General features: G+C 74.0%; 16 protein-coding genes. 7 read left to right on the top strand and 9 right to left on the bottom strand.

What is annotated here, in order from left to right; all coding sequences use genetic code 11:
* Window positions 1–228 precede the first annotated feature (228 nt).
* Window positions 229–2,859: a helicase C-terminal domain-containing protein gene (locus JXZ78_RS13780; protein ID WP_030022266.1), complete on the top strand. Its 2,631-nt coding sequence runs from the start codon at window positions 229–231 to the stop codon at window positions 2,857–2,859.
* Between the two features lie 42 nt (window positions 2,860–2,901).
* On the opposite strand, the gene JXZ78_RS13775 is transcribed toward JXZ78_RS13780, so the two are convergent.
* The gene (locus JXZ78_RS13775; protein ID WP_030022268.1) at window positions 2,902–3,480 is read right to left on the bottom strand and encodes a Uma2 family endonuclease; all 579 of its coding nucleotides are present in this window, start codon (window positions 3,478–3,480) and stop codon (window positions 2,902–2,904) included.
* Window positions 3,481–3,720: 240 nt separating this feature from the next.
* On the opposite strand from JXZ78_RS13775, the gene JXZ78_RS13770 reads away from it, so the two are divergent.
* Window positions 3,721–5,364: a DNA repair helicase XPB gene (locus tag JXZ78_RS13770; RefSeq protein ID WP_030022270.1), complete on the top strand. Its 1,644-nt coding sequence runs from the start codon at window positions 3,721–3,723 to the stop codon at window positions 5,362–5,364.
* Between the two features lie 55 nt (window positions 5,365–5,419).
* Here the strand turns inward: JXZ78_RS13770 and JXZ78_RS13765 are convergent, their stop codons facing one another.
* Both JXZ78_RS13765 and JXZ78_RS13760 read right to left on the bottom strand, forming a co-directional pair.
* On the bottom strand, window positions 5,420–6,757 hold the full coding sequence (locus JXZ78_RS13765) for a glycosyltransferase 87 family protein (RefSeq protein ID WP_050502752.1): 1,338 nt from the start codon (window positions 6,755–6,757) through the stop codon (window positions 5,420–5,422).
* 164 nt (window positions 6,758–6,921) lie between these two features.
* Window positions 6,922–7,113: a hypothetical protein gene (locus JXZ78_RS13760; RefSeq protein WP_030022272.1), complete on the bottom strand. Its 192-nt coding sequence runs from the start codon at window positions 7,111–7,113 to the stop codon at window positions 6,922–6,924.
* 459 nt (window positions 7,114–7,572) lie between these two features.
* Between JXZ78_RS13760 and JXZ78_RS13755 the strand changes: the two genes are divergently transcribed.
* Window positions 7,573–9,654, top strand: coding sequence for a HelD family protein (locus JXZ78_RS13755; RefSeq protein ID WP_030022274.1), 2,082 nt, complete (start codon window positions 7,573–7,575; stop codon window positions 9,652–9,654).
* Between the two features lie 104 nt (window positions 9,655–9,758).
* On the opposite strand, the gene JXZ78_RS13750 is transcribed toward JXZ78_RS13755, so the two are convergent.
* Window positions 9,759–10,097, bottom strand: a complete 339-nt coding sequence (locus JXZ78_RS13750; protein WP_030022276.1) for an ArsR/SmtB family transcription factor — start codon at window positions 10,095–10,097, stop codon at window positions 9,759–9,761.
* 136 nt (window positions 10,098–10,233) lie between these two features.
* Between JXZ78_RS13750 and JXZ78_RS13745 the strand changes: the two genes are divergently transcribed.
* Complete coding sequence (locus JXZ78_RS13745; RefSeq protein ID WP_063726134.1) at window positions 10,234–11,472, top strand: MFS transporter; 1,239 nt, start codon at window positions 10,234–10,236, stop codon at window positions 11,470–11,472.
* 87 nt (window positions 11,473–11,559) lie between these two features.
* On the opposite strand, the gene JXZ78_RS13740 is transcribed toward JXZ78_RS13745, so the two are convergent.
* Complete coding sequence (locus JXZ78_RS13740; RefSeq protein WP_030022280.1) at window positions 11,560–12,264, bottom strand: copper homeostasis protein CutC; 705 nt, start codon at window positions 12,262–12,264, stop codon at window positions 11,560–11,562.
* Between the two features lie 184 nt (window positions 12,265–12,448).
* Between JXZ78_RS13740 and JXZ78_RS13735 the strand changes: the two genes are divergently transcribed.
* Window positions 12,449–13,180, top strand: a complete 732-nt coding sequence (locus tag JXZ78_RS13735) for an HD domain-containing protein (RefSeq protein WP_208870197.1) — start codon at window positions 12,449–12,451, stop codon at window positions 13,178–13,180.
* On the opposite strand, the gene JXZ78_RS13730 is transcribed toward JXZ78_RS13735, so the two are convergent.
* Both JXZ78_RS13730 and JXZ78_RS13725 read right to left on the bottom strand, forming a co-directional pair.
* The gene (locus tag JXZ78_RS13730; protein WP_238783090.1) at window positions 13,167–14,039 is read right to left on the bottom strand and encodes a cytochrome c oxidase assembly protein; all 873 of its coding nucleotides are present in this window, start codon (window positions 14,037–14,039) and stop codon (window positions 13,167–13,169) included. The genes JXZ78_RS13735 and JXZ78_RS13730 overlap by 14 nt on opposite strands.
* On the bottom strand, window positions 14,036–14,518 hold the full coding sequence (locus JXZ78_RS13725; protein ID WP_030022284.1) for a DUF2243 domain-containing protein: 483 nt from the start codon (window positions 14,516–14,518) through the stop codon (window positions 14,036–14,038). The genes JXZ78_RS13730 and JXZ78_RS13725 overlap by 4 nt, the downstream gene beginning before the upstream one ends.
* Window positions 14,519–14,742: 224 nt before the next feature.
* On the opposite strand from JXZ78_RS13725, the gene JXZ78_RS13720 reads away from it, so the two are divergent.
* Complete coding sequence (locus tag JXZ78_RS13720) at window positions 14,743–16,050, top strand: Cmx/CmrA family chloramphenicol efflux MFS transporter (protein WP_078624480.1); 1,308 nt, start codon at window positions 14,743–14,745, stop codon at window positions 16,048–16,050.
* A 202-nt stretch (window positions 16,051–16,252) separates the two neighbouring features.
* On the opposite strand, the gene JXZ78_RS13715 is transcribed toward JXZ78_RS13720, so the two are convergent.
* Both JXZ78_RS13715 and JXZ78_RS13710 read right to left on the bottom strand, forming a co-directional pair.
* Window positions 16,253–16,534 (bottom strand): DUF4031 domain-containing protein, encoded by a 282-nt coding sequence (locus JXZ78_RS13715; RefSeq protein ID WP_030022288.1) that lies wholly within the window; start codon window positions 16,532–16,534, stop codon window positions 16,253–16,255.
* 1 nt (window position 16,535) lies between these two features.
* Entirely contained in the window at window positions 16,536–16,898 is a 363-nt protein-coding gene (locus tag JXZ78_RS13710) for a DUF8819 family protein (protein WP_167745453.1), read from the bottom strand.
* Between the two features lie 155 nt (window positions 16,899–17,053).
* Here JXZ78_RS13710 and JXZ78_RS13705 point away from each other — a divergent pair, with 155 nt between their 5' ends.
* A complete protein-coding gene (locus JXZ78_RS13705) occupies window positions 17,054–18,001 on the top strand; it encodes a MurR/RpiR family transcriptional regulator (RefSeq protein ID WP_030022291.1) in 948 nt (315 codons plus the stop codon).
* Window positions 18,002–18,105: the final 104 nt, after the last annotated feature.

Here is an 18,105-nt window from a genome sequence, read left to right as displayed (position 1 = left end):
CCCCCGATCGCCCCTCCTACGGGGGTGGCGGCGCCGTCCGGTCCGTGCGGTGTACGGACCGGACGGCCGCCGTCCGTATCCGCCGCCGTCGTGGGCGTACCCGCCCGTCCGCCGTCGCCGGCCCCGCACCCGCCCCGGCGGCCGGGAGGCGTCCGCCCCGGCTACCGGGAGCCGTCCGGCGCGGCGCTGCACCCGACAACGTCACACGCCCCCGCTACCGTGTAGCGGATGAGTGAAACACCCCGCACGCTCGCCGAAGAGCTCCGCACCCGCCCCGACAGCGGGCTCGCCGACCTGCTGCGGGCCCGCCCCGATCTGCTCAATCCGGTCCCCGGCGACCTGACCCAGCTCGCCACCCGGGCCGGCACCCGCGCCTCGGTCGTCCGGGCCGTGGAGCGCCTGGACCGCTTCGCGCTGCAGACCGCCGAGGCGCTGGCGGTGGCACCGGACCCCTGCCCGTCCGGGACGCTGCTGAGGCTGATGGCGGGAGACGCGGCAGACGCGGAACCGGCAGACCTCACGCCCGGCACCACCACCGCCATCACCACCGAACTGCCCCGCGCCCTGCGCACCCTGCGCGACCAGGCGCTGGTCTGGGGCGGCGACGACCGGCTGCGCCTCGTCCGTACGGCCCGCGAACTGCTCGCGCCCGGACCCGCGCACCCCTCCCCCACCGGCCTGGGCCCGACCGTCGCCGAAGCCACGTCCGGCATGTCGCCCGGCCGCCTCCAGGAGATCCTGGCCGCCGCCGGGCTGGCCGCGACCCACGACCCGGTGACCGCCGTCGCCGCCCTGACCGGGCTGTTCGAGGACCGTACGCGGATGGCCGCGCTGCTCGGCGGCGCGCCCGGCGAGGCACACGCCGTACTGGACCGGCTGGTCTGGGGCCCGCCGTACGGTGCCGTCACCGACCGGCCCGCCGCGCACCTCCAGTGGCTGCTGGACCGTGGCCTGCTGCTGCCCGTCGGGCCGCGCAACGTCGTCCTGCCCCGCGAGGCCGCGCTCCACCTGCGCGCGGGGCGCGCGCACCGCGTTCCCGAGCCACTGCCGCCCGCCCTCGCGCCCACCACCGAGCGTGATCCACAGCTTGTGGACAGTGCCGCCGCCGGCCAGGCGTTCACCGCGCTGGCCACCGTCGAGGAGCTGCTCAAGGAGTGGGACCTCGGCGGCCCCGGCGTCCTGCGCGCCGGCGGCCTGTCGGTCCGCGACCTCAAGCGGACCGCCGCCGCCCTGGACGTCGCCGAACAGACCGCCGCGTTCTGGCTGGAACTCGCCTACGCGGCCGGGCTGCTGGCCTCCGACGGCGAGGCCGACGAACGGTACGCGCCCACCCCCGCCGCCGAGGACTGGCGCCATCTCCCGGCCGAAGAGCGCTGGGCGCGGCTGGCCACCGCCTGGCTCGCGGCGACCCGTACGGCCGGGCTGGTCGGCACCCCCGACCCGAAGGGCCGCACCCTGGCCGCGCTCGGCCCGAACCTCGACCGTTCCGCGGCCCCCGAGGTACGCCGCCGGACGCTCACCCTGCTCGCGTCCCTGGCCCCCGGCGCGTCCGTACCGGCCGGAGCCGTACTGGACCGCCTGCGCTGGGAACGCCCGCTGCGCGGCGCGGCCCAGGCAGCGCCCCCCAACGCCAACAGCGGCACCAAGGCAGCCACCCGCCGCCCCGACCCGGCCTCCGCGGCCCCCACCCCTTCCGCTTCCGCCTCTGCTTCCGCTTCCGCTTCCGACGCGGCCCGGAACGCGGGCGGGCCCTCCGCCCCGGCCGCCACCGACGACCTGCGCTCCCGCATCGCCCGGTGGACGCTGGCCGAAGCCGAACTCCTCGGCATCACCGGCCGCGGCGCCCTCGCCACCCACACCCGCGTCCTCCTGGAAGCGGGCACCGAGGCCACGCACACCAGCACGGAGGACGCCGCCACCCGCGCCGCCGCCCTCCTCGCCCCGCTCCTCCCCGAACCCCTCGACCACGTCCTCCTCCAGGCCGACCTGACCGCCGTCGCCCCCGGCCCCCTCGAACGCCCCCTCGCCGACGCGCTCGGTGTGCTCGCCGACATCGAGTCCAAGGGCGGCGCCACGGTCTACCGCTTCACCCCGGCCTCCGTACGCCGCGCCCTGGACGCCGGCCGCTCCGCCGCCGAACTGCAGTCCTTCCTCACCGCGCACTCCCGCACCCCCGTGCCGCAGCCACTCGCCTACCTCATCGACGACGTGGCCCGGCGCCACGGCCGGCTCCGCGTCGGCGCGGCCTCCGCCTACGTACGCTGCGACGACGACGCGCTCCTGACCGAGATCCTCGCCGACCGCCGCGCCGTCGCCCTGCGTCTGCGCCGGCTCGCCCCGACCGTGCTGGCCTCGGCCGCCCCGCCCGAACAACTCCTGGAGGGCCTGCGCGCGATGGGCTACGCCCCCGCCGCCGAATCCGCCGAGGGCGACGTCCTGATCGCCCGCCCGGACGCCTACCGCACCCCGCCCCGCACCGCGCCCACCCCGGTCCCCGAGGGCCCGCCCGCCCCCGACACCACCCTCCTCGAAGCGGCGGTCCGCGCCATCCGCGCCGGCGACCTGGCCGCCACCGCCGAACGCAAACCCACGACCACCCCCACCCCGGCCCCCGGCGCCCTCCCGCGCACCACCTCCGCCGAAACCCTCGCCACCATGCAGGCCGCCGTCCTGACCAACGCCACCCTCTGGATCGGCTACGTCAACGCCGACGGCGCCGCCAGCCAGCGCGTCATCGCCCCCGTCCGCGTCGAAGGCGGCTTCGTCACCGCCTACGACCACACCGCCGACGAGGTCCGCACCTTCCCCCTCCACCGCATCACGGGCGTGGCGGAACTGGCGGACGAGACGGCTTCGTGAGGGGACGGCCGCGGCTCCACGAAGCGCCCGCCCCCTGAGCCGTCAGCGCCGCTGCCGCACCAGAGCTCCCGGGTCCACCTCGACCGGAAGCGGCTTCTCGATCAGCGTCGTCCGCCCGGCCTCGGCCACGGCCCGCTCCACATACCGGCCGTTCTCCAGCTCGCAGACGACCAGGGTCGGCACGGGCTCCAGCTCCAGCCGCCACAGGTGCTCGATCCCGCCCTCCGCGTAGTACGGCGGCTTGAGCAGCCGGTCGGTACGGCGCCCGGACGACGACGGCGAAACGATCTCGACCACGAGCAGCACGGCCTCGGCGTCGAAATTCGTCGGGTCCTGAGCGGCAGCGGCGGCATCCACCACAGCGACGTCCGGGATGAAGAGGCCGTCGGGCAGGATCACGTTGACCGCCTCCAGCACCTCGGCCGGAGCACCTGTTGACACAATGGCGGCATCCAACAAAGAGGCCAGGCGGAACGAGGCCCGCTGGTGCTTGGATCCCGGAGCTGGTGACATCAAGAGCGCTTCCCCCATCAATTCGCGACGCTGCCCACGGTCCTCCCCCAAAGCCAGGACCTCCTCTATCGTCCAGGGACCGTAGTGATCTTCATGAGCCACGCTCATCACGCCACCTCCTCAGCCGGAACCATCGACATCAGTGTGACACCGGCCACTGACATCGCGCCGTCGGCTTGACATACGCCCCGCTCGTTCCGTCCCCCCGGCGGTGACCACCGCCTCGCAGCGACCCCGATGTGACCGCCCGCGCATGAGGCACACTGGACGTTTGGCCGTACGGACGGCCGGGTGCCGCGGTCGGGGCTGGGGAACGGCCGGGTGCAGGTGACGCGAAAGGCGAGGCGCGTGAACGGACCTCTCATCGTCCAGAGCGACAAGACGCTGCTGCTGGAAGTCGACCACGAGCAGGCGGAGGCGTGCCGGCGGGCCATCGCGCCGTTCGCCGAGCTGGAGCGGGCGCCGGAGCACATGCACACGTACCGGGTGACGCCGCTCGGGCTGTGGAACGCGCGGGCGGCCGGGCACGACGCCGAGCAGGTCGTGGACGCGCTGGTCGGGTTCTCGCGCTACCCGGTGCCGCACGCGCTGCTGGTGGACATCGCCGAGACGATGTCGCGGTACGGGCGGCTGACGCTGAGCAAGCACCCGGCGCACGGGCTGGTGCTCACCACCACCGACCGGCCGGTGCTGGAGGAGGTGCTGCGGTCGAAGAAGGTGCAGCCGCTGGTGGGGGCGCGGCTGGACCCGGACACGGTGGTGGTGCATCCGTCGGAGCGCGGGCAGATCAAGCAGACACTGCTCAAGCTGGGCTGGCCGGCCGAGGACCTGGCCGGGTACGTGGACGGCGAGGCGCATCCGATCGAACTGGACGAGGCCGGCTGGTCGCTGCGGCCCTACCAGGAGCAGGCCGTGGAAGGCTTCTGGCACGGCGGGTCGGGTGTCGTCGTCCTGCCGTGCGGTGCCGGAAAGACGCTGGTAGGAGCCGGTGCGATGGCGCGGGCCAAGGCGACCACGCTGATCCTGGTCACCAATACCGTCTCGGCGCGGCAGTGGAAGCACGAGCTGGTGAAGCGGACTTCGCTGACCGAGGAGGAGGTCGGCGAGTACAGCGGTACGAAGAAGGAGATCCGGCCGGTCACCATCGCCACGTACCAGGTGCTGACGACCAAGCGGAAGGGCGTCTACCCGCACCTGGAGCTGTTCGACTCCCGCGACTGGGGGCTGATCGTCTACGACGAGGTGCACCTGCTGCCCGCGCCGGTCTTCAAGTTCACCGCCGACCTCCAGGCACGGCGGCGGCTGGGGCTGACCGCGACGCTCGTGCGGGAGGACGGGCGCGAGTCGGACGTGTTCTCGCTGATCGGCCCGAAGCGTTTCGACGCGCCGTGGAAGGAGATCGAGGCGCAGGGGTACATCGCGCCGGCGGACTGTGTCGAGGTGCGGGTCAGCCTGACCGAGTCGGAGCGGCTGGCGTACGCGACGGCCGAGCCGGAGGAGAAGTACCGGTACTGCGCGACGACGGCCAGCAAGCAGAGTGTGACCGAGGCGCTGGTCCGGCGGCACCAGGGCGAGCAGACGCTGGTGATCGGGCAGTACATCGACCAGCTCGACGAGCTGGGCGAGCATCTGGACGCGCCGGTCATCAAGGGTGAGACGACCAACGCGCAGCGCGAGAAGCTCTTCGACGCGTTCCGGGAGGGCGAGATCTCCGTGCTGGTCGTCTCCAAGGTCGCGAACTTCTCGATCGACCTGCCGGAGGCGACGGTCGCGATCCAGGTGTCGGGCACGTTCGGGTCCCGGCAGGAGGAGGCGCAGCGGCTGGGGCGGGTGCTGCGGCCCAAGGCGGACGGGCACGAGGCGCGGTTCTACTCGGTCGTCGCCCGCGACACCGTGGACCAGGACTTCGCGGCCCACCGGCAGCGCTTCCTGGCGGAGCAGGGGTACGCGTACCGGATCGTGGACGCGACGGAGCTGCTGGCGGAGGACTGAGCCGGGGAGGACGATTCAGCGTTCGCCTCTGTCCCGGCGCCCGCCCGGCCCCGCCTCAGCGTTCCGGGACGCGGGTGCTCAGTTCGCGGGACGGGCGGGCGGCGCGTGGCAGCGGGAAGGGGCGGCGGACCAGGGTGGACAGCGGCACGGCCGGGGCCCGGCGGCTCCACCAGGCCACCGCCGCCAGCATCGCCAGCCCCAGGACCGGGTACGGGGCCGCCAGCGGCTGCTGCCACCAGGAGAGCTGCAGGTCGAGGTCGCCCTGGTGCGGGAGGATCCACATCGTGCGGGCCGTGAAGAGGACCGCCACGGCCACCAGCAGCACGCGGCGCCACCGTACGCCGCGGACGTGCGCCCCGAGGGTGACCAGCAGCGGTACGCACCACACCCAGTGGTGCGACCAGCTGATCGGTGAGACGAGCAGGGCCGTGACCGCGGTGCACAGCACGCCCCAGGAGTCCAGGCCGCGCCGCATGTGGACCTGGCGGGCGACGAGGAGTCCGGCCATGCCGGTCAGCAGCGCCGCGCCCGCCCACAGCAGGCCCGGTTCGGCGGTGTGCAGGCAGCGGGCCAGCAGGCCCTGCAAGGACTGGTTGTCGACGATCCACGCCTTGCCGACCCGGCCGGTCTCGAACATCCGCCGGGTCCAGAACTCCACACTGGCGTCCGGCAGGACGAGCACGCCGAGCAGCACGGAGCAGACGAAACCGGCCAGGGCGGTGCAGGCGGCCCGTACCCGGCCGGTGATCAGCAGATAGACGGCGAACACCGCCGGGGTGAGCTTGACGCCCGTGGCGATGCCGACCGCGAAGCCCTTCAGGCGGGCGCCGTCCGGGCGGGCCAGGTCCCACAGGACGAGGCAGGTCAGCGCGATGTTGATCTGCCCGAAGACCAGCGTCTGGAAGAACGGTTCGAGCCAGATGGCGACCGCGGTGGCGGCCAGCACGACGGGCAGGGTCCGCGCGCGCCGCAGCCGGGACGCGCCCGCGGAGCCGCCGGTGCCGGGGGTGTACGCGGCCTGGTACGAGAGGTGCAGCAGGACCGGGACGAGGGCCACGTTGACGAGGACGGAGGCGACCTTGAGAGCACCGAGCGGGAGCCAGGTCGTCGGGATGAACAGCAGGGCCGCGAAGGGCGGGTACGTCGCGGGGAGGTTCCACTCGGTGACGGTGAAGCCGTACAGGTCACCGCCGGTCGCCGCGGCCTCGCCTTCGGCACGGTAGACCGCTATGTCCGACATGGACAGGCTCACCAGCCGGAACACGGCGGCCAGCCCGGCCAGGGACAGCAGGAGCAGTACCGCTGCGGCGATCGTCTTCTTGTCCGGGCGCGTGAGATGCCGCGTCCACGGCCGTCTGTGCGGTAGCGACCGCGTCCCCTCGGCGGCAGACACTTGTTTGGCCCCTCCTCGTCGCCGGACGCACGCTGTCTGCGGCGACGCTAGTCGATCGAGACCGACTGTTTGTAACGGTTTCCGGTCATCCGGATGCTGGTTGGGTATCGGTCCGGGGCGGGAGAGGGCTCAGATGCGGAAATCCGGCGTACTCGGGGACGGGCTCAGTCTTCCGCGTACTCCCCGAGGAGGACGACGCTGACCGCGGCGGCGGCGAAGACCTTGACCGCGCGGAAGACGTTGCCGGCCATGTGCCGCTGCCCGTGGGTGTGCGGCGCGTGGGCGGCGTCCGCGCCGAGGGCGGTGGCGCCGTGGGTAGGGTGCAGGGTGCCTGGGGTGATGGTTGCGCTGCTCATACCTCCATGATGGTTTTCCCGCGGGGCCCGCACATCGGCCCACGGGTCCATCCCTGACCGGTCTTTGGTCAGTCCCAGGGCCTATCCCGCCCCCTACGGGAGATGGACGGGACCGGGCGGAAGGTCAGGGGTCTGCCGGATGGAAGGTCAGGGCCCGCCGAGTGGAAGGCCAGGGGCCCGCCGAGTGGAAGGCCAGGGGCCCGCCGAGTGGAAGGCCAGGGTCCGGTGCGGAAGCGCGGTGGCGGTCCCCGGCACCGCCACCCGGCCCCGCCGCGGAAATCCGTTGGCGCCCCCGGATACCTGCTGGCTACAATCGCCGGTCTGCCCGCCTCCCTCAGAGCCTGAGCGGAGTGCCGCCGGCCGCACGGAAACCGGCCGGCTTCCCGCTTCACGCATCTGCAGGCGCCTACGAGTACGCCGTCACGTACATCCGTAGCCGGATCCGCCGGAGGCAACACCGTGCCCTCGCACGCCCACGACCAGACCCACGACCGGCCCGGCCCGCTGGAGCGCGAACGCGCCCACCTCGCCGCCTCCCGGGCGGCGCTGCGCGCCATGCGCGCGGACGCCGAGGCGCTCAACATCGCGGACGTCACCGCGAACTGGGTCAACGCCGAAGTGCTCCAGGGCGAGGTCGACGCCCGTATCAAGGCGCTCGCCGACCTGGCCCACACCCCGCTGTTCTTCGGCCGCCTGGACTACCTGCACGCCCCGGGCGTGGACGCGGCCGAGGGCGCGGCGGGCGAGAACTTCTACATCGGCCGCCGGCACGTCCACGACGCCGACGGCGACCCGATGGTCATCGACTGGCGCGCGCCGGTCTCGCAGCCGTTCTACCGGGCCTCGAAGAAGGACCCGATGGACCTCGACCTGCGCCGCCGCTTCGGCTACACCGGCGGGCAGCTGACCGCGTACGAGGACGAGCACCTGACCGACCCGGCCGAGGCGGAACAGCACAGCAAGCTGCTCCAGACCGAGATCGAACGGCCGCGCGTGGGGCCGATGCGCGACATCGTGGCGACGATCCAGCCGGAGCAGGACGAGATCGTGCGCGCCGGCATCGGCGGCACGGTCTGTGTCCAGGGGGCGCCGGGCACCGGCAAGACCGCGGTGGGCCTGCACCGGGTCGCGTACCTGCTGTACGCGCACCGCGAGCGGCTGGCCCGTTCCGGCACGCTCGTCATCGGCCCGAACCGCTCGTTCCTGCACTACATCGAGCAGGTGCTGCCCGCGCTGGGCGAGTTGGAGGTCAAGCAGGCCACCGTCGACGACCTGGTGGCGCACGTCGAGGTGCGGGGCACGGACGACGCGGCGGCGGCGACGGTCAAGGGGGACGCGCGGCTGGCGGAGGTGCTGCGGCGGGCGGTGTGGTCGCAGGTGCGGGCGCCGTCCGAGGCATGTGTGGTGGTGCGCGGTTCGCGGCGCTGGCGGGTGCCTGCGTACGAGATCGAGGACATCGTCGAGGAACTGCGGCGCCGCGACATCCGTTACGGGGCGGCCCGGGAGGCCCTGCCGCAGCGCATCGCGCACGCGGTGCTCGTACGGATGGAGCAGGCGGGCGAGGCGCCGGACGACCGGGTGCAGGACGCGGTGGCGCGCAACGCGGCGGTCAAGGCCGTGGTCAAGGAGGTGTGGCCGCCGGTCGATCCGGCGAAGCTGGTGCTGCGGCTGCTGTCCGACGCGGAGTTCCTGGCCGCGCAGGCGGAGGGCATCCTGACGCCGGAGGAGCAGAAGACGGTCCTGTGGGCGAAGCCGGCCCGCAGTGTGAAGAGCGCCAAGTGGTCGGCGGCGGACGCGGTGCTGATCGACGAGGCGGCGGACCTGGTCTCCCGTACGCACTCCCTGGGCCACGTGGTGCTGGACGAGGCGCAGGACCTGTCGCCGATGCAGTACCGGGCGGTGGGGCGGCGCTGTACGACCGGCTCGGCGACGATCCTGGGCGACATCGCCCAGGGCACCACGCCGTGGTCCACGAACACGTGGGAGGAGGCGCTGGTCCACCTGGGCAAGCCGGGCGCGCAGATCGAGGAGCTGACGCTCGGTTTCCGCGTGCCGCGCGAGGTGATCGCTTACGCCTCGCGGCTGCTGCCCGCGATCGCGCCCGAGCTGACCGAGGCCACCTCGATCCGTGAGTCCGCGGGGGACTTCGCGATCCGGCCGGTGCCGTCGGCGGAGCTGGACGGCGCGGTCGTCGCTGCCTGCAACGAGGCGCTGGCCAAGGAAGGATCGATCGGCCTGATCGCGGCCGAGGCCCGGCTGCCCGCCCTGCGCGCGGCGCTGGAAGCGGCGGGAACGGCCGTCCTGGCGCCCGGCGAGGAGACCTCGGCCGAGTCCCGTCTGACCCTGGTCCCGGCCACGCTCGCCAAGGGTCTGGAGTACGACTACGTGGTGGTCGACGAGCCCGCCGCGATCGTCGACGGCGAACCGGACGAACGCACCGGCCTGCGCCGCCTGTACGTGTGCCTGACCCGCGCGGTCTCCGGGCTGGCGGTGGTCCACGCGGCCCCCCTGCCGGAGCAGCTGGGCACGTCCGCCGGGTGAGCCGGTTCCGTCACCGCTCCGGGAACGTCTGAGCCGGTCCCCGCACTTCTCCGCGGGGGGCAAGGACGCCGGCAGCGACTCCACGGGCGTCCGAGACCGTCCCCTCACTCCTCCGAGGCCGGCAAGGACGCCAGCAGCGACTCCACCAGCCCGGGGAACCGCGCGTCGAGGTCGGCGCGGCGCAGCCGTACGTAGCGGTTGCGCCCGACGGCCCGGGTCGAGGCGAGGCCGGCCTCGCGCATGATCCGCATGTGGTGGGAGACCGTCGACTTGTGCAAGTGGTTCAGACCCAGCCGTTCGGAGGAGCAGTCGTACTGCTCGCCCGTCGCGTAGACCCGGAAGAGGTGCATCCGGGTCGGGTCGCCCAGTGCGTGCAGCACCTTGACCAGCTCGATGTCGGCGGTCTCCGGCTGCGGCAGCAGCTGTTCCTCGTCGTCCGCCACGGCGTGCTCCTCTCCCGGCGCGGGGTCGGATTGTTTGACAACCGTCCAACAATCCATATCGTTTGACGCACATCAAACTTTACCCGGCGTCGCGGCTGCCCCACCCGTCGCACGCGCCGTACCGGGAAGGACACCCGTGCGTCTTCGTCTGCTTCTGCTCGCCCTCGGCGCGTTCGCCGTCGGGACCGACACCATGGTGATGGCCGGCCTCCTCGGCGACATCGCCGCCGACCTGGACATCTCCGTACCGGCCGCGGGACAGCTGGTCACCGTCTTCGCCCTCGGGTACGCGGTGCTCGCCCCGCCGCTCGCCGCCCTCACGGCCCGCTGGCCGCGGCGGCGGCTGCTGCTCACCGCCCTCACCGTCTTCACCCTGGGCAACGCGCTGAGCGCCCTCGCCCCCACGTACCCGCTGCTGCTCGCCACCCGGGTACTCGCCGCGGCCGGCGCCGCGCTCTACACCCCGGCCGCCAGCGCGGCCGCCGCCTCGATCGCGCCGCCCGAGCGCCGCGGGCGCGCGCTGGCCACGGTGATGGGCGGGATGACGGTCGCGACCGCGCTCGGCGTCCCCCTCGGCACGTACATCGGCGACGCCGACTGGCGGCTGACGATGTGGCTCGTCGTCGTGCTCGGCGCCGTGGCACTCGCGGGCCTCGCCGTACTGCTGCGCGGCATTCCCGCCCCGGCGGCCGCACCCGGCCTGCGCGAACGCCTGGTGCCGCTGCGCGACCGCCGCGTCCTGAGCGGCATCGGCACCACGTTCCTCTTCTTCCTCGCCGTGCAGAGCGTCTACATCTTCCTGGCGACGGCGGTACGCCCGGCCACCGGCGGCGACGCGAGCCGGCTGACCCTGGTCATGTTCGTCGCGGGTCTGGCCTCGGTCGCGGGCAGCTGGCTGGGCGGCCGGGCGGTGGACCGGCTGGGCGTACGGACCGTCATGGTCACCGGTGCGGCCATGACGACGGCCGGCTTCCTCGCCCTGCCCTGGCTGTCGCTCACCCTGGCGGGCGCCCTCGTGTACGTCCTGGTCGTCCAGCTCTTCGCCTGGGCGGTGGCCGTCTCGCTGTCCCACCGGATGGCCTCCCTCGCCCCGGCCGACGCGCCCCTGCTGCTGTCGCTCAACAGCAGCGCCCTGTACCTGGGCATGGCCGCGGGCGGCGGCGCGGGCAGCGTCGCCGTCGGGCTGCTGGGGCCACGTTGGTTCCCGCTGGCGTCGGCGGTGATCGCCCTCCTGGCCCTGGCCTCGGCGGTGGTGACGACGCGACGGCGGGCGACGGCTGCGGTGGCCACAGCGGTCCCGGAGGGGGCCTCGGATGGAGCATCGGCGCTGCGGCCCCGTACGGAACCGCAGCACCAGTCCCCCGCCCGGCTCTAGGTCCTGTCGTCACATTCCCGTCGTTCGCCCGAAGGGCAGGCCGCGCGCACCAGGCGGCGCGCGGCAGGCGGGAATGTCCGACAGGGCCTAGACCGGCACCCCCTCCAGCGCCTCCCGCCACGCGGCCACGGCCCCCGCGTCCACCGGTGCTTCCCATCCGGAGGGACGGGCGGCGCCGCCGATGTGGAAGGCGTCCATCCCGGCCGCCAGCAGCTCCGGCAGGTGCGCGAGCACCAGCCCGCCGCCGATCAGGAGCCGCGGCCCGTAGCCGGGCTCGCCCTCCGCCGTACGGGCCCGCTCGGCCAGCAGCGTCGGCAGCCCGTCCTCGACGCCGGCCGGCGACCCCGCCGTCAGGTACGTGTCGAGGCCGGGCAGCCCGGCCAGCTCCTTGCGCAGCGCGTCGCGGTCGGCGGCCCGGTCGATGGCCCGGTGGAACGTCCACCGGCAGCCGTCGACCGCGGCGGCCAGCGCCTGGACGGCGGCCAGGTCCGGCCGGCCGTCCGCGTCCAGGAAGCCGAAGACGAACTCCTCCGCCCCTTCGGCCCGCAGGGCGGCGGCCGACGCGCACAGGACGTCGACATCGCCTGCCGCGAAGCCGTCGGCCGCCCGCAGCATCACCCGTACGGGGATGTCGACGGCCGCCCGGACCGCCGCGACGGTCCGCGGCGACGGGGTGAGACCGTCGGCGGCCATGTCGCTGACGAGTTCGAGGCGGTCCGCCCCGCCGGCCTGGGCGGCCACCGCGTCGGCGGCATCGAGCGCGATCACCTCCAGGAGTGCGCGCTTGGTCATGGGTCCCCATTCCTTCGACGTGACGACTTCAGCAGGACTGGACGGGATGCCGACACGGACAGCGAGAGGACGACAGGTCTAGTCCAATATCCAGGGTACGGGCCGACCCGCCCGCCGGGACCACAACGCCCCGGTACTCGACCGGAAACCCCCTCTTGACCTCCTCCCGGGCACAATGGGCCGTATGGCTCGCACGACACCTCCGTCCGGTACGGCCCACACCCACTTCGGTGGCGGCGCCGACCCGTTCCCGGACCTGCACCACCGCTGGGCCACCGCCGTCGCCGGCGCCCGGGGCGGCAGCGGCCCCGCCGGCCCCGACCCGGCCCCGTACGCGGACAACCTCCTCGGCCGCTGGTCCGAGCCGCAGCGCCGGTACCACACCACCGGCCACCTCATCGCCGTACTGGACCGCATCGACGAGCTGGCCGTGCACGCGACGGACCTGGACGCCGGTGTCCCCGTGGACTGGGACGCCGTCCGCCTCGCCGCCTGGTTCCACGACGCGGTCTACCGGCCCGAACGCTCCGAGAACGAGGAGCGCAGCGCCGCCCTCGCCGAGCGCGCGCTGCCCGAGCTGGGCATCGACGACGCATGTACGGCCGAGGTCGCCCGCCTCGTACGCCTCACCGCGGGCCACGACCCGGCCCCCGACGACCACAACGGCGCGGCCCTGTGCGACGCGGACCTGGCGGTCCTGGCCGGGGCGCCCGAGCAGTACGCGGCCTACGCCGCCGCCGTCCGCGAGGAGTACGGGTTCGTGCCGGACCGCGAGTTCCGCGCCGGGCGCGCGGAGGTGCTGCGGCACCTCCTGGACATGACGAGCCTGTTCCGGACGCCGTACGGCAAGCAGCAGTGGGAGCGGGTGGCCCGCCGCAACCTGACCACCGAGCTGGAGCTGCTCACGACCGGGTGACGGCGGCCGTCGTCGTACCGCACGGCGCCGGCCGGCCCGCGCGCCGCGCGCGCCGCAGGGCACGGCCCTCGGCCCGGTACCAGCGGCACGCCACGACGGCCGCCAGCGCGAGCTCGACGGCGTCGCCGCCGTAGTACATGACCTGCGAGGCCAGGTGCAGGTCGGCGGCACCGAAGGAGGTGCCGGGCGGGCCCGCCGCGTACAGGGACTTGGCGAGGACGGCGTGTGCCGTGCCCGCCGCCAGCAGCACAGCGGCCCGCAGGCCGAAGCCGGGGCGGTGGCGTACGGGGTCCAGGGCGAGCAGTCCGAAGGAGAACGCGAGGCCGGCTAGCAGGATGTGGACGTGCACGGCCGTGTTCAGCCAGGGGTTGTGGTGGCTGACCGACAGCAGCGGCGTGCGGTACAGCAGCCACAGCCCGCCGAAGTCGAGCAGGGCCGCCACCGGCGGCAGCACCGGGAGCGCCGCCCAGCGCGAGCGGGTCAGGGCCACCAGGACGCGGCGTACGGGGACGGGCGCGGTGCGCAGGGTCAGCGTCAGGGGGCGGCCGAGCACCAGGAGCAGCGGCGCCACCATGCCCACGCACAGGTGCGTGAGCATGTGCGCGGTGAACGGCGGCGCGGCGCCCCAGGGCTCGGCGACGCCCGCCACCAGGACCACGCCGCCCGCGCAGAACAGCGCGTCGCGCCCGTACGGCCAGGCGTCACCGCGGGCGCGCAGCCGGGCCGCGGCGGCCAGGTAGGCGAGGCAGCCGAGGACGGCGGTGGCGGTGACGGCCGTGGTGAAGAGCGGGGGCAGGGTGCCGCCGGACGCGCCGGACAGGGCGGGCATGGCGGACGGGACGGTCGTGGCAGGCGTCATCGGTTGCGGGAGGTGGCGGTCGGGGCGGTGTGCGACGACGTGGTGCGTGGAGGCGTACGGGAGGCGCGCACCAGCAGGAGTGCGCCGGCCACCAGGAGGAGTACGGCGATCCCGTTCCACGTCCAGTCGTACGGCGCCAGGTCCACGCCGTACCGGATCTGGTGGATGCCCAGCCCCTTGTGCTGGAACGTTCCGTCGTAGAGCTGGAACCCGCCCAGCCCCAGGCACAGTCCGCCCCACCACGCCCGGGGCACCAGCGTCCCGCGGCGCCGGACGTCCGCGTACAGGACCAGGCCCGCCACCATCGCGAGCCAGCTGCCCGCGTGGAACAGCCCGTCGGAGACCAGGCCGACGTCCGTGGTCGACTTGTCGTAGAAGTGGTGCCAGTGCAGCAGCTGGTGGAACACCGTCTCGTCGATGAACGCCGCGGTGCCGATGCCCGTCAGCACACCGCTGACCACCGTCCTCGTACGCCTCATACGCACCTCCTTGCCGTACACCCCGTCCGGACTCCTCGCCGTCGCGAACCGGGCGGAGCCGCCGGGGTACCCCGGGCCGAGGGGGCGAAACGCCGCGGGGGCGCGACCCGGCCATCCGCCCGGAACCGCCCGGTACCGTTCCGGGATCGGCGCCGTGGCCGGGAATGTCATGCGCATCAGCACTGTTCGTGCGTGACATGCAAGACCATCCCGATCGCACCCGCATGCCTCTAGCCGTCTACGTCCTCGGACTCTCCGTCTTCGCCCTCGGCACCAGCGAATTCATGCTGTCGGGCATCCTCCAGCCCCTGGCCCGGGACATGGGGGTGACCATTCCCCAGGCCGGTCTCCTGGTCTCCGCCTTCGCGATCGGCATGGTGGTCGGCGCGCCGGTGCTCGCCGGCGCCACCCTGCAACTGCCCCGCCGCACCACGCTGATAGCCCTGCTCACCGTCTTCGGGCTCGGGCAGGTCGCGGGCGCGGTGGCACCGTCGTACGGCGTGCTGTTCGTCTCCCGCGTGGTCAGCGCGCTGGCCTGTGCCGGGTTCTGGGCGGTCGGCGCGGCGGTCGCGGTGTCGCTGGTGCCGGTCACGGCACGCGCCAAGGCGATGGCCGTCATGGTCGGCGGGCTGAGCATCGCCAACATCGCGGGGGTGCCGGCCGGCGCGCTGCTCGGGCAGCACGCGGGCTGGCGGTCCGCCTTCTGGGCGGTGGCGGTCCTCTCGGCGATCGGCCTGGTCGGCGTGGTCGCGCTGGTGCCGCGGACGGCCGTGCCGACCGGTGACGAGCGCCCCGTGCTCCGCCGCGAACTGAGCATCTACCGCGACAAGCAGGTCTGGCTGGCACTGATCGGCACCGCGCTGAACGGCGCGGCGGTCTTCGCGCTGTTCTCCTACCTGGCGCCGCTGCTGACCGACACGGCCGGGCTGTCCGAGAGCAGCGTGCCGACCGTACTGGCGCTGTTCGGTGTCGGCGCGCTGATCGGTACGTTCGTCGGCGGACGCACAGCGGACGCGCACCCGTTCGGAACGATCATCGGGGGCATCGGCGCCTCGGCCACCGTGCTGACGCTGCTGGCCCTGACCGCACAGAACTCCGTCGCCGCCGTCACCCTCTCGCTGCTGCTCGGCGTCACCGCGTTCGCCACCGCACCGGCCCTGAACGCCCGGATGTTCAACGTGGCGACCGCCGCGCCGACGCTGGCCGGCGCGACCACCACCTCCGCCTTCAACATGGGCAACACCCTCGGGCCGTGGCTCGGCGGGCTCGTCATCAGCGCGGGCTGGGGCTACCCGGCCGTCGCGTGGACGGCCGCGGCGCTCGCGGCGCTGGGCGTTGCCACCACCCTCGTCGCCCTGCGGCTGCACCGTACGAAGAGCACCTCCCGCCTCGTCGCCTCCTCGGCGGGTGCGGCGCAGCACACGGCGGCGCGCACGGGCGGGACCGCCGGGACGGTGGAGGCCGGGCACGCGGCCGAGACCGCCAGGACGGCGCAAGCGGCGGGGACGGTGGAGGCGGCGGACCGGAGCTGAGGGCACGCCGCGCCCGCCCCACCCCCTACAGGTCCGCCCGGCACCCCGGGCGGGCCTTCGCCGTTTCCGGATCCCGGCCCGCCCCGGACCCGGACCGACCCGGACCGACCCGGCCCCGATCCCGATGCGGTACCGATCCCGATGCGATACCGACGCGGCACCCCACCCGCCCGCTACTCCCTGCCGCCGCTCTCCCCCTCCCCTACTGCCCCACCGCTCCGCCCTCCCGGCTCTTCGGACGGCGCAGGCCCGCCTCGCGCAGGAGGCGGACCAGCTCCCTGCTGCCGGCCTCCAGCGCGCCCGCGCGCACCGCGTCCGCGTGCCGCTCCGCCGGTATGTCGTAGTGATCGCGGTCGAACGCCTTGCGGGGGCAGCCGATGCGCGCGGCGAAGGCGTGCAGTTCCTCGAACGAGGCGTCGCTGACGAGGTGGGACCACATCCGGCCGTGCCCGGGCCAGGTCGGCGGGTCGATGTAGAGCGCCATGTCAGCCTCCTGCGGTGGCGCCCAGCGAGCCGACCCTGGCCACCGAGACCGCCGTCTTGGGGCAGACCCAGTGCGGGTCGGGGCCCAATTCGGGCTCGACGTCGAGGGCGTGCGGATCGCCGCCGTGCAGGCACACGGGGCACAGCGGCCAGCGGCCGTACCGCTCCAGGAGCGCGTCCTGGACGTCCTGCGCTATCAGCCCGGCCACGAACTCGGCGCCCTCGGGCCACTGCTCCACCCACCATCGGCGGTGCGTCACGGAATCCTCGACCATCGAGACGATCTCCGCGTCGGCGACTTCGCCCGCCACCAGGTCCGCGAGGACCAGCGCGCGGGCCGCGTGCAGTGCCTGTTCGAGCTCCATGCCCCCCATTCTCTCCCGCACCACTGACAACCGCTCCGGCTGCCCGCGCCACCGGCCGCACTCCTGCCGCACACCGGCCGCACACTGACCGGTCGACGCCCGGACGGCACCCGACGGGTATTGACGCGGACCGCCGCTGAAATTACTTTTCAGCTGTGAGCCCCGACCTGAAGGAAACTTTCAAGGACTCCGGCGCCGCCGCACGGGCCGCCCCGAGCCCGCCCGCCCCCGCGGCCCTGGCCGCCAAGGTGCGCACGCTGGCGCCGTCCATGACCCGTTCCATGCAGCGGGTCGCGGAGGCTGTCGCGAGCGACCCGGCCGGCTGCGCCGCGCTCACCGTCACCGGCCTCGCGGAACGTACGGGCACGAGCGAGGCCACCGTCGTACGGACCTCGCGCCTGCTCGGCTACCCGGGCTACCGCGACCTGCGCATCGCGCTGGCCGCCCTCGCCACCCAGCAGGCCACCGGCCGCGCACCCGCCGTCACCGCCGACATAGCGGTCGACGACGCGCTCCCCGACGTGGTCGCGAAGCTGGCCCAGGAGGAACAGCAGTGCCTGGCCGACACCGCGGCCGGTCTGGACCTGACGCAGCTGGAGGCGGCGGTCGGCGCGCTGGCCGCGGCCCGGCGCATCGACGTGTACGGCATAGGGGCCTCCAACCTCGTCGGCCAGGACCTGGTCCAGAAGCTGCTGCGGATCGGCCTGATCGCGCACGCCCACTCCGACCCGCACCTCGCGGTGACCAACGCGGTCCAGATGCGCGCCGGTGACGTGGCCATCGCGATCACCCATTCGGGGCGTACCACCGACGTCATAGAGCCGCTGCGGGTCGCCTTCGACCGGGGCGCGACGACCATCGCGATCACCGGCCGCCCGGACGGCGGCATCGCCTCGTACGCCGATCACGTCCTGACCACGTCCACGGCCCGGGAGAGCGAGCTGCGCCCCGCCGCCATGTCCTCGCGCACCAGCCAACTGCTGGTCGTGGACTGCCTGTTCGTGGGCGTCGCACAGCGTACGTACGAGACCGCGGCGCCCGCCCTGTCCGCTTCCTACGAAGCGCTCGCCCACCGCCACTCGCCCCGTACGCCCCACCGCTGACCCCCGGCCCGCCCGCCGGCCGCGCCGGGGCCCCCGGCCCCGCCCGGTGTCCCGCCCGCCGCCTCCGCGCCCCCGTCGAGAGCCGTACGCGCCCCCGCCGAGCC

The organism is Streptomyces monomycini (assembly GCF_022271435.1).
In the GTDB taxonomy this organism is placed as follows: Bacteria; Actinomycetota; Actinomycetes; order Streptomycetales; family Streptomycetaceae; genus Streptomyces; species Streptomyces monomycini.
The sequence above is the reverse complement of the archived record's forward strand: the minus strand, read 5'-3'. Positions and strand labels throughout refer to the sequence as shown.